At 40.2% G+C, this 12261-nt stretch carries 11 protein-coding genes; 3 read left to right on the forward strand and 8 right to left on the reverse strand.

All coding sequences use genetic code 11. The features are described from left to right. Nucleotides 1-152: 152 nt before the first annotated feature. From pepV to QA539_RS07480, 4 genes are all read right to left on the reverse strand, one after another. Nucleotides 153-1562, reverse strand: coding sequence for a dipeptidase PepV (pepV, locus tag QA539_RS07465; RefSeq protein ID WP_219492749.1), 1410 nt, complete (start codon nucleotides 1560-1562; stop codon nucleotides 153-155). Nucleotides 1563-1650: 88 nt separating this feature from the next. Continuing rightward, nucleotides 1651-2073, reverse strand: a complete 423-nt coding sequence (locus QA539_RS07470) for a YtxH domain-containing protein (protein ID WP_219492752.1) — start codon at nucleotides 2071-2073, stop codon at nucleotides 1651-1653. A gap of 69 nt (nucleotides 2074-2142) precedes the next feature. Then, entirely contained in the window at nucleotides 2143-2847 is a 705-nt protein-coding gene (locus tag QA539_RS07475) for a pseudouridine synthase (RefSeq protein ID WP_219492754.1), read from the reverse strand. Next, entirely contained in the window at nucleotides 2844-4466 is a 1623-nt protein-coding gene (locus QA539_RS07480) for a putative polysaccharide biosynthesis protein (RefSeq protein ID WP_219492757.1), read from the reverse strand. The genes QA539_RS07475 and QA539_RS07480 overlap by 4 nt, the downstream gene beginning before the upstream one ends. 136 nt (nucleotides 4467-4602) lie before the next feature. Here QA539_RS07480 and QA539_RS07485 point away from each other — a divergent pair, with 136 nt between their 5' ends. Further along, the gene (locus QA539_RS07485; RefSeq protein WP_219492760.1) at nucleotides 4603-5847 is read left to right on the forward strand and encodes an NAD(P)/FAD-dependent oxidoreductase; all 1245 of its coding nucleotides are present in this window, start codon (nucleotides 4603-4605) and stop codon (nucleotides 5845-5847) included. A 175-nt stretch (nucleotides 5848-6022) separates the two neighbouring features. On the opposite strand, the gene QA539_RS07490 is transcribed toward QA539_RS07485, so the two are convergent. The 3 genes from QA539_RS07490 to QA539_RS07500 form a co-directional block, all read right to left on the reverse strand. Next, on the reverse strand, nucleotides 6023-6322 hold the full coding sequence (locus tag QA539_RS07490; RefSeq protein ID WP_219492763.1) for a rhodanese-like domain-containing protein: 300 nt from the start codon (nucleotides 6320-6322) through the stop codon (nucleotides 6023-6025). An 8-nt stretch (nucleotides 6323-6330) separates the two neighbouring features. Further along, on the reverse strand, nucleotides 6331-8739 hold the full coding sequence (leuS, locus tag QA539_RS07495) for a leucine--tRNA ligase (RefSeq protein ID WP_219492765.1): 2409 nt from the start codon (nucleotides 8737-8739) through the stop codon (nucleotides 6331-6333). A gap of 327 nt (nucleotides 8740-9066) precedes the next feature. After that, on the reverse strand, nucleotides 9067-10236 hold the full coding sequence (locus tag QA539_RS07500; protein WP_219492767.1) for an MDR family MFS transporter: 1170 nt from the start codon (nucleotides 10234-10236) through the stop codon (nucleotides 9067-9069). An 84-nt stretch (nucleotides 10237-10320) separates the two neighbouring features. Between QA539_RS07500 and QA539_RS07505 the strand changes: the two genes are divergently transcribed. Continuing rightward, nucleotides 10321-11265, forward strand: a complete 945-nt coding sequence (locus QA539_RS07505) for a TIGR01212 family radical SAM protein (RefSeq protein WP_414738620.1) — start codon at nucleotides 10321-10323, stop codon at nucleotides 11263-11265. Then, nucleotides 11262-11813: a class I SAM-dependent methyltransferase gene (locus QA539_RS07510; RefSeq protein ID WP_219492769.1), complete on the forward strand. Its 552-nt coding sequence runs from the start codon at nucleotides 11262-11264 to the stop codon at nucleotides 11811-11813. Before QA539_RS07505 ends, QA539_RS07510 begins: the two co-directional genes overlap by 4 nt. Before the next feature lie 19 nt (nucleotides 11814-11832). Here the strand turns inward: QA539_RS07510 and QA539_RS07515 are convergent, their stop codons facing one another. Then, nucleotides 11833-12237, reverse strand: coding sequence for a transcriptional regulator, SarA/Rot family (locus tag QA539_RS07515; protein ID WP_219492771.1), 405 nt, complete (start codon nucleotides 12235-12237; stop codon nucleotides 11833-11835). Nucleotides 12238-12261 lie beyond the last annotated feature (24 nt).

Below are 12261 nucleotides of genomic sequence, written 5' to 3' on the forward strand. Positions count from 1 at the left end.
CCTCCTGTTTCAAGAAAAAAGAAAAGGCACGAGAAAAAATCTCTTGCCTTATTCATTCCGATCAAATTAATGTCTTACTTAAATTTTATATCCTTTTCTCTATTAATTCAAGTATTACTTTAAGTCATATGATGAACTTTTACTTAAGCTGACTATGCCTCTTCTACACAAACTGAATGTATTGCTTCCAGATAAATTGCTGTAGCATCGAATAATTGCTTTTTAGTGATGTATTCATTTTTCTGGTGCATCAGATCTTCTGAATCTTTAAACATAGCACCAAACGCAACACCTTTTTCCATTGTACGGGCATACGTTCCGCCACCAATCGTATAAGGTTCTGTCATATCCCCTGTCTGATTGCGATAAGCTTGTAGTAGCTTCATTACAAATGGATCGTTTTTATCGACATAATGCGGTACTTGATGTTTTGTCACTTCAATTTCAAAGTATGGTGCCAATGTCTGTGAAAGTTTATCAATCTCTTGGTCGAATTCAAAACCATTAGGATAGCGTAAGTTGACACCATATACACCACCATCCACATCAGTATAGCTGATGATACCGATATTCGTTGTTAACTTCCCTAATTCTTCTGTCTCGATTGCAACATCCAGCTTTTCTCCAAAGTGAGAATCAAATAATTTATCATCACCTAATGCCACGAATGCTTTCGCTTTCTTATCCAGATCCAGCGTATTTAAGAAGTGGATTAAATACAATCCTGCATTGATACCTTTGAACGGCTCCATACCATGCACAGATTTCCCTTCTATTTCTAATTTCAGCTGACCATTATCTACATAATGCTTTCCTTCAAGGCTGTAGTCCTTTAGGAATCCTTCGAAGCTCTGTATAACATATGCCATCTGTTCATTGACACTTAACTGCGCCTCAGCATGATCAGGTACCATATTGTAACGTTCACCTGATTTTAAAGCTTTCAATACGACTTCTGGTGTCTTTTCACTTTCCTCATCACTTGTCTGAATGATATCAAATGATGAGAACCCTTTTTCACCATGGATTAACGGAAAGTCCGCGTCAGGTGCGATACCTAAATCAGGCATCGGCTCAGTTTCAAAATAGCGATCTGTACATTTCCACTCTGATTCTTCATCCGTACCGATAATGATATGTATACGTTTCTTCCAGTCTACTTGCATATCTTCTAAGATCTTCACTGCATAGTAAGCAGCAATTGTCGGTCCTTTATCATCTAAAGTTCCACGTGCAATGATTCGGTCTTCAGTAACCGTTGCATTAAATGGATCTGTATCCCAGCCACTGCCTTCAGGTACAACATCGACATGCCCTAAGATACCGAAGATTCTTTCTCCTTTACCCGCTTCAATACGTCCAGCGATATGATCAACATCATGCGTATTGAATCCATCGCGCTGTGCTAATTTGTACATGTAATCCAGCGCCTCACGTGGTCCCGGACCAACAGGATGCTCTTCATCTGCCAGACTATCATCGCGAACACTGCGAATATTGAGAAGTCCTGTTAAGTCTTCAATTATCTTGTCTTCATATTGTGCTACTTTTTCTCTCCACATAATAATTCCTCCTATCATATTAACAGTTCTATTATACAGAATATTGAAAAAAAGAACACATCACAAGTGATGTGTTCTCACAACAAAATTATTTTAGATCATTTTTGCTTACTGCATTAGGGTTTTGATCAGCGACATCTTTATCCGTTACGATATGGATATTGTTTGCGCCACCTTCGTCATCGAAGTTCTGCTTTTCTTCTTCGACGCTATCTTTTTTTGAAAGCTTATCAGCTAAAGGTGCTGCTTTTTCCTGAACTTTTTGTGTTAAGTTTGCTTTGTAGCTTTCTGGATCTTCTTTTACTTTGTTAATTTCTTCTTTCGCTACTTGCTGTAAGTTCGTTGCTTTTTCTTTGGCAGTATCTGCGTAACTTTTCGGGTCTTGCTTCGCTTTATTATACTCATCTAATAATTTGTCTCTATTTTCTTTCTTTGATAGGACTGCTGCTACTGCAGTTCCCCCGATAACTAATGCTGCTCTTAATAAACCTGCTTTATTGTTGTTAGCCATAATCATAACACCTCTTCGTTTAATTTGTACTTTATCTATACCCTAGCAGAAACATGTTAAACATATGACTTACATTTTCACGAAATTTATTTCTTCAAGTGTCAGTTTACGATATGCACCTGGCGCTAAACTTTCATCTAAAGGTAATCCGCCCATCTTAATACGCTTCAAATAGATTACGGTCATATCTACAGCTTTAAACATTCGTTTTACTTGATGAAACTTTCCCTCCTGAATGACAAGCTCGATTTCTGAAATCTCTCCTGCTCTTACAATCTGAAGTTCAGCAGGCATCGCTTTATAGCCATCGTCCAAGGTAACACCTGCTTTAAATAACTCTACGGTCTCATCTGTTACATAGCCGTCAACACGTGCAAAATACGTCTTATTCACATGCTTTCTAGGGCTCAGTACATCATGAGAAAATTGACCGTCATTCGTTAGTATCAATAAGCCTTCTGTATCTTTATCCAGCCTGCCGACCGGATGCAGATCGTAATGTTCCAATCCGTCAATGAGTTCAAGTACGGTTTCATCTTTGTAATCTTTCGTACTTGAAATATACCCTGCCGGCTTGTTCAGCATAATATAGACAAAAGGTTCATACACAACTGCTTCATCATAAACTGTAACAGTGTCATTCTCCGGTACAATTTTGATATCCGCCTTCTTGACTAAAACGTCATTTATCTTCACTGCACCACGTTTGACAAGTAGCTTCACTTCCTTACGTGTACCAAATCCATGGTTCCCGAGAAATTTATCTAATCTCATCGCCCGAACTTCTCTCTCAAAATTTGTATGCGTGAACCAAAGAACGCATCTGCTAAACGAGATTTCATCGATAGATATGCATAGACCATGCCACCGATCAGAGCACCGATAACCAAAATGATTAATGCATCAAATTTCTGGCTCACATCAAGAAATTGGATCATAATCAATACAGCAATCTCTACGATAACGACCATGATCAAGCTGTAAAGCAAGATCTGCAGCATCTGCTTATAAGTCGTTCTGAACTTAAATCCAGCATGTTTCTTAATGACATAGAAATTACATAATATATTGACCGTCAGTGCAATTGCAGTCGCAAGGACAGCACCCTCTGTATGGAACAGATAGATGAGCGGAAAATTGATGGCAAGCTTTACTAAGAGTGATGCAACAACGATATATACAGTCAACGCTTGTTTATCGATACCTTGAAGCATCGCAGATGACACACTGACCAATGCAAGCAGGATAGCAACAGGTGCATAATAGAACAGCAGATGACTCGCCACTACATTGTAGCTATAGAATACCGTGTATAACGGTGTTGCAAGAATCATGATACCTAGCGAAGCAGGCACTGTTAAAAACATCAGCACACCGAGAGAAGTCTTAATCTGATGATGCATCTCACGTATCTGTCCAGACGCATGCGTTCTCGTAATCGAAGGAACAAGACTAATTGCAAACCCTGCTGCAAGTGACGTCGGTATCATAACGAGCTTATTTGTCGTCGTATTAAGCATCGTTAACAGCATATCATGCGTTTCACCTGGCACACCAGCAGCTGTTAATGCACGGTTATGCGTAAACTGATCAATAATCTGGTAGAGCGGAATACAGAGACTGACGATAACAAACGGAATACTATATAGAAGAATCTCCTTATACATTGCTTTATATGATACATCTGTTTCTGTCGTATCGTTATTCACCATCTCAGAAATGAAAGGACGACGCTTTCTCCAATAATACCATAACGTTAAAATTGCACTGAATGCACCTACTGCTGCAGCAAATACAGCAATCTCATTTGCAAGCAGCACAGATTTATGCATAACATTTAATACAAGATAAGAGCCGATCAATAAGAATGCGATACGTGCAATCTGTTCTATTACTGTAGAAACAGCGGTCGGTCCCATGGAATCATATCCTTGAAAGATGCCGCGCCACGTCGCTAGAAATGGAATAAAGATGACCGCGAATGATACAACGCGGATAATCTCCGTAATCTGTTCCACACTCCACGTACCATCAGCCTTTGATACAGAAGCCTCAGCAATCAGCGGACTGATCATATACAATATTAAAAAACCAAGTAATCCGGTGATTCCCATCACGACAAGTGATGACTTATATAATTTATAGCTGACCTTATACGCCCCTACTGCATTATATTTTGATACATACTTCGCAACGGCTAGTGGCACCCCACCTGCTGAAATGACAAGCATTACCGTATATGGGGGGTATGCCATATTATATGGTGATAAGTTCGCTTCACCACCGATAATTGCATAGAACGGAATAATGTAAAGAATCCCTAAAATCTTCGTAATAAAAATGCTTGCTGTCAATATGAAAGTACTTCTGACAAGCGAATTCCCTTGTGACATATGTTCATCCCTATCTTTATATATTTTCTATTATTTGAATGTTTATTATCATAACACCATTCAAAAATATTAACTACTGAATTCATATATTTTACCATAAAATAAATGTATAATATTTAGAAATAGGAGGTCAAATATGTTTAATACCATAGTTATCGGAGGCGGACCAAGTGGCCTGATGGCTGCAATCAGCGCATCAGAAAATGGGAAATCCGTTCTTTTAATTGATAAGAAAGATAAATTAGGACGTAAACTCCAGATTTCTGGTGGCGGACGCTGTAACGTTACAAACCGCGTTTCTCACGAAGAGCTGATACAGCACTTACCAGGAAACGGAAAGTTTCTCTATAGTGCATTCAATACATTTGATAACTTCGCCATTATCGATTACTTTGAGAACCTCGGCGTCCACTTAAAGGAAGAAGATCACGGCCGCATGTTCCCAGTGTCTGATAATGCGAAGGACGTAGTTAACGCACTGAAACAACAGCTCGCCAAAAATAACGTCGATATCCGCACGAACCAGAAGGTCGCGTCTCTTCTCGTGCAGGACACGGTTAAAGGGGTCAGGCTTGAAGACGACACTGAAATCTATGCTGATAATGTTATTATCGCAACAGGAGGAAAAAGCGTACCGCATACGGGATCAACAGGAGACGGCTATGAATTTGCGAAACAGGCAGGACATACCATTACAGAACTCTTCCCTACTGAAGTACCCATAATTTCGAACGCGCCATTCATTAAAGCAAAGACGCTGCAAGGATTAAGCTTGCGTGATGTTGCACTCAGCGTCCTGCGTAAGAACGGCAAACCACGCATCACACATCAGATGGATATGATATTTACACATTTCGGTATCTCCGGTCCTGCGGCATTACGCTGCTCACAGTTTGTATATAAAGAACAAAAGAGCCAGAAGAAACAGGACATTACAATGATGATCGACTGTTTTCCACAAGAAAGTATCGGCACGCTGAAAAACAGAATTACAAAAATGATCGATACGAATAAAGATAAAGCTATTAAAAACAGCTTAAAAGGACTCGTATCTGAACGCTATTTATTATTCTTACTGGAACAAGCTGGACTGAACCTGGAAGATAACGGCCATCACTTAAAGAAAGAAGCGGTAGAACAGTTTTGCGAACTACTGAAAGGATTTAAGTTCCCAGTAAACGGTACACAATCAATAGAAAAAGCATTCGTCACAGGCGGCGGCGTATCCGTAAAAGAGGTCGGTCCTGCAACGATGCAGTCGAAGCTGCACGACAACCTGTATTTCTGCGGTGAAGTATTAGATATTCATGGATATACAGGCGGCTATAACATTACGAGCGCTCTCGTAACTGGGTATATCGCAGGATTGAGTTGCAGATAAGGTTGTCACATGTGTGTTTAGTCACGAGTAAAATCACGAAAAGATGCCTAAGAAACGTTCTTTGTTTCTGGCATCTTTTTGATTTTATCGAAGTGACTGTGCATGTGACACCGTCTATCAAGTTGTCACATGTGTGTTTAGTCTATTAATCGAAAGAAGCTAGAGACTTATGTCTCTAGCTTCTTTCGATTAATTGTTCTATTTCCGCCATGCCACCTTGAACATTCACCACTTTATAATTTTGTTCTGATAAATACTGTGTGACATGTTCACTTCTAACACCATGTGCACAGACGATATAATACGTTTTATCACTATCAAGTTCGTTCAGATGTTCAGGTATTGTATTCATCGGGATATGCAATGCACCTTCCAGCATTCCCATCTGTACTTCGAAGTCTTCTCGTATATCGATGATGTTCAGCGGCTCATGCTGCAGTTTGTCGATAAATGCTTTACTACTGATTTCTAGCATAGGTCCTCCTAGTTCGCCACGATATTGACAAGTTTATTTGGAACGGCGATTACTTTTCTTACTGTTTTGCCTTCAATCGCTGTCTGTACCGCTTCAAGTGATAACGCGAATGTCTCCATTTCTGCTTTATCCATATCTTTCGCGATTGTTGCTTTTTGTTTAAGCTTACCGTTCACTTGAATTACGATCTCAACTTCGCTGTCCACAAGCTTACTTTCGTCATATACCGGCCATGCTTCATACGTTATTGATTCCGTACCGCCAAGTTTTTCCCAAAGTTCTTCTGTGATGTGTGGTGCAATCGGATTCAATAACTTCACGAATCCACGGATATGGTCGATGTTTAATTGCTCTGCTTTGTATCCTTCATTGATAAATACCATCATCTGTGAGATTGCTGTATTGAAGCCTAATGTTTCATAGTCATCTGTCACTTTCTTCACAGTTTGATGATACACTTTATCCATAGCTTCTACTGGTTGTTCTGTAATCTTCTCAGTGAGTGTGCCATCTTCATTTACAAGCAGGCGATACACACGGTCTAAGAATCGTCTTGCACCGTCTAACCCATTTGTACTCCAGGCAATTGATGCATCTAGTGGTCCCATGAACATTTCGTATAGACGCAGTGTGTCTGCTCCGTGACTTGCAACGACGTCATCCGGATTCACGACATTTCCTTTTGATTTACTCATCTTCTCGTTTCCTTCACCGAGAATCATCCCTTGGTTGAATAGTTTCTGGAATGGTTCTTTCGTGTGTACAACGCCTAGATCGTACAACACCTTATGCCAGAAACGTGCATAGAGTAAATGAAGCACGGCGTGTTCTGCACCACCGATATATAAATCTACTGGCAACCATTTCTTAAGAAGCTCAGGATCTGCAATCATGTCAGAATTTTTCGGATCGATATAACGCAAGTAATACCAGCAGCTACCCGCCCATTGTGGCATCGTGTTCGTCTCACGGCGTCCTTTCATCCCTGTTACAGGATCTGTGACATTGACAAATTCATCAATATTGGCAAGTGGTGATTCCCCTGTCCCTGATGGCTTGATGTGTTCTGTCTTCGGCAGCATGAGTGGCAATTCTTCTTCAGGTACAGTCGTCATTGAACCATCTTCCCATGTAATTACAGGAATTGGTTCACCCCAGTAACGTTGACGAGAGAATAACCAGTCACGTAGTTTGTAAGATACTTTCTTTTCACCGATACCTTTAGCTTCTAATAGCTCGATTGCACGTCTGATTCCTTCCTCTTTGTTCAGGCCATCAAGTTCACCTGAGTTGATATGAACACCATCACCTGTGTAAGCTGACGTGTTATCGCCACCTTCAATCACTGGTTTAATGTCTAATCCGAACTGATTTGCAAACTCAAAGTCACGCTCATCGTGTGCGGGTACTGCCATAATAGCACCTGTTCCATATGATGCTAATACGTAATCAGAAATCCAGATTGGCATACGTTCACCGTTGAATGGATTGACTGCATAACGTCCTGTAAAGACCCCAGTCTTGTCTTTCGCAAGATCCGTACGTTCCAGGTCAGATTTTCTTGCTGCCTGTTCCTGATATGCTTTTACCGCTTCTGCTTGTTCTTCTGATGTAATTGCCGCAACTAATTCATGCTCAGGTGATAATACGGCATATGTCGCACCGTAAATTGTGTCTGGACGTGTTGTAAATACTTTAAATGTATGTTCTGAATCTTCAACTTCGAAAGCAACTTCGGCACCTTCTGAACGACCAATCCAATTACGCTGCATATCTTTTAGAGATTCCGGCCAGTCCAGCTCTTCTAGATCTTCTAGTAAGCGATCTGCATATTCAGTGATTTTAAGGACCCACTGACGCATCGGTTTACGAATAACAGGATGTCCACCACGCTCTGATACACCATCGATTACCTCTTCATTTGATAATACGGTACCGAGTGCAGGGCACCAGTTTACTGCTACTTCATCCACATATGCTAAACCTTTTTTATACAGCTGTATGAAGATCCACTGTGTCCATTTATAATATTCTGGGTCTGTCGTATTAATTTCACGCTCCCAGTCATAGCTGAAGCCAAGTTCTTGAATTTGACGTTTGAATGTCGCAATATTCTTCTCGGTGAATTCTGCCGGATCATTCCCTGTATCGATTGCATATTGCTCTGCTGGCAGTCCGAACGCGTCCCATCCCATTGGATGTAATACGTTATAACCTTGCATACGCTTAAAACGAGAAATGATATCCGTTGCTGTATAACCTTCAGGATGTCCAACGTGAAGACCAGCACCTGATGGATATGGGAACATATCCAATGCATAGAAATTCTTATCCTTGTCTTCAGTCGTTTTAAATGTATGGTTATCTAACCAGTACTTCTGCCATTTCTTCTCAATTGTTTGATGATTAAAGCTCATTATGATTCCTCCTTTAAAATAAAAAGACAGTCATCCCAAAAATAGGGACGACTGTCATATAGACAACCGCGGTACCACCCGCAATTCACTTTAATAGTGCAGCTTTAGTTGATTCAGTTTAAACCCCAGCAAGTTCACATTTCACGTTTACCAGTTCACAGCACCCACTGGCTTCCTTGAAAACGATTCACGTTACTACTCTAGTTAAATCTATAATAAGGGTTATTTTATATTTGCGCAACCCTTTCAGAAAAAGTTACATTTTTTAATTTCACACCATTATTTTGAATTATGCAAATATTTTAAAAAATCAGTGTATCTTTACTCTTATTCATAGAGATTGATCTTGCGGTCAAATACGAAGAGAAAGAAAAAGCCGATTGCGATAAAGAAGATCATCGCTGTAAACATAATATCCATATTATATGCATCGACTAAGAACCCACCAAGCAACGGCCCAATTGCACGACCTAATGTTGCAGTTGAATTGACGATGCCTTGATAGACGCCTGTTCGTCCTTTCGGTGCAAGCATATTCGCAATAGTCGGAACTGCCGGCCACACAAACATCTCACCGATTGTTAATATCACCATTCCAAGCATAAACATAAGAAATGTATCGGCAAAGCTTGTCACAATATACGATACGATAAAGATGACAAATCCAATAGCAATCTGCGTTTTTATACGTGTTGACAGTCGATTGATAATAGGAGCAATCAGTGGCTGGCCAGCAATAATCAGCACACCATTCATTGCCCATAATGAGCTATATGCTTTAAGCGGTATGCCTAAGTCCTGCGTATAACTTGAAATCGTCGACTGCCATTGCACGTATCCAATCCAGCACAAACAGTAGGCTGTACAGACCATTAACAGTGCGTTGAATTTAGTTTTGTCTTTAATGTTTCCGACGTCACGCATCACATTGCTACCCGCGGCAATCGGTTCAGCTGAACGATAACCGAAGAATGCGATAAAGAAGAAGACCGCATACATCAAGAAGTTCAGAATGAAGATATACGTGAAACTAAGGTCAGCGATAAATCCACCTAATGCCGCTCCAAGCGCCACACCAAGGTTTTGAGAGATATAGATTGCATTAAATGTTTTGCGCCCCCCTTCAGGCCATGCGCTACCTGCCATCGCATAGATGGAAGGAAAGACGATACCTGAGCCAAAGCCAAGTATAACGAGCCATACCGCGTACCAAGGCCAGCCATGTAAGAATATAATGCCGAGAAGGCTGATTGCTGAAATAACGATACCAATCAAGATTGAGCGGTATCCTCCTATCTTATCGAACAATGTGCCCCCTAATAAATTACCAAGAACGGATGCACCAGAATTAAGCATCAAGACAAATCCTGCAAGACTTAAGCTTTTACCGAGTTCATTATGTAGATAAATTGTATTCAGTGGCCAGATTAAGCTTGCTCCTGTAACGTTCACGGCCATACCGATAACAAGCAGCCACACAATTTTTGGCATTTTCATTAATTTACCTCACCTTCTATATTAATTTATCCCAAACAACTCTATTATATGTTAAAATCCATATATTAAGAAAGAGGGAAGATTATGAAACCATTTAAATATGCATTTGATGAAAAAAGATACCATACATGGAACTACCATCTCCGCAATAAATTTGGCAAGAAAATATTTAAAGTTGCGCTGGAAGGTGGCTTTGACTGTCCGAATAGAGACGGCACTGTCGCATTTGGCGGTTGTACGTTCTGCTCTGCTGCTGGAAGCGGTGATTTTGCTGGAGATCGCGTAGATCCAATTCCAGTTCAGTTTGAAAAGATTAAGAATAAGATGCACGAGAAATGGCAGGATGGTGAATATATCGCTTACTTCCAGGCATTTACCAATACACACGCACCACTTGAAGTGTTAAAGGAAAAATACGAAGCAGCGCTTGCAATTCCCGGTGTTGTCGGCTTGTCAATCGCTACACGACCAGACTGCCTGCCGGATGATGTTGTTGAATATTTAGCAGAACTGAATGAGCGTACTTACCTTTGGGTCGAACTTGGACTGCAGACCGTTCATGAGAAGACTTCTAATATTATCAATCGCGCCCACGATATGCAATGTTACTATGACGGCGTCGCTAAACTACGTAAACATAATATTAACATTTGTACGCACATTATTAACGGTCTGCCGCTTGAAGATTATGATATGATGATGGAAACGGCACGCGTTGTTTCACAGATGGATGTTCAAGGTATTAAGATTCACCTGCTTCATCTATTAAAAGGGACGCCGATGGTCAAGCAGTATGAAAAAGGAATGCTTGAATTTATGGATCAGGAAACATACGTAAAACTCGTTGCGGATCAGCTTGAAATACTCCCAGAGGAAATGATTATCCATCGCATAACAGGGGATGGGCCAATCGATTTAATGATTGGACCAATGTGGAGCGTAAACAAGTGGGAAGTGTTAAACGGCATTGATGACGAACTGAAAAAACGTGACAGTTATCAAGGTAAATATTTTGGGATTGAACAATGAAAGCACTCGGCATCCTTCCATTTGCAAGAAAACTTATCGACACATATATCGAACAAGGCGCAACAGTAATCGATGCGACGTGCGGTAATGGCAACGATACGCTCTATCTAGCACAGCAGCTCCAGGGCACTGGCGTTATCCATGCATTTGATATACAGCAGTCAGCGATTAATAATACAAAGGATAAAACAGCAGCATTCAATAATATTGAATACCACTTGGATGGTCATCAAAACGTTCTGGATTACGTCGATTCTCCTGTGCGTCTTTCAATCTTCAACTTAGGCTACCTACCTAAAGGAGATAAATCGATCGTAACATTGCCACAGACAACAATTCAGGCCATTGAGCGCATATTTTCTATACTGGAAAAAGAAGGCATCATCATATTAGTCATATATCCAGGGCATGCTGAAGGTCAGATTGAAAAAGAGGTTGTATTAAACTATCTGCAACAATTCAATCAAGAAGATGCTCATATCTTTAAGTATGAATTTATTAATCAGAAAAACAATCCGCCATTTATATGCGCAATAGAAAAACGCTGATCTTCTGATCAGCGTTTTTTTATCCGCATATTTCCATAATTGCATCAAAGTGTGCCTTCATCTGTTCTTTTTTTCCTTTAAGAGACTCACACGCACAGTTGACAATCTCTTCCTTTATCGGAAGTTTTTCTTCGTTATAATAAATCATGACCGTACGTTCATCGTCTGCTGGACGCACCTTTTTTATCCAGCCATTTTCAACTAACGTATTATAAAAGCGCGTGCGTTTATAGGGTTTAATATTTAAGTATTCATCCAGAGCCTTCATCGGCATTGGACCTTTCTCCCATAATGTAACCATAACAATATATTCTTCTTTCGATAAATTAAAATTATCACTGATGAGATCAAATATTTCATCAATCTCCTGCTGAAGTTCGTTCAGTAATACCATATCACTCACTTCATGTTTATATTTAGACATATTCCCACCTCACATCAAACATAT

It is taken from the genome of Macrococcus psychrotolerans, from assembly GCF_038095555.1.
In the GTDB taxonomy this organism is placed as follows: domain Bacteria; phylum Bacillota; class Bacilli; order Staphylococcales; family Staphylococcaceae; genus Macrococcoides; species Macrococcoides psychrotolerans.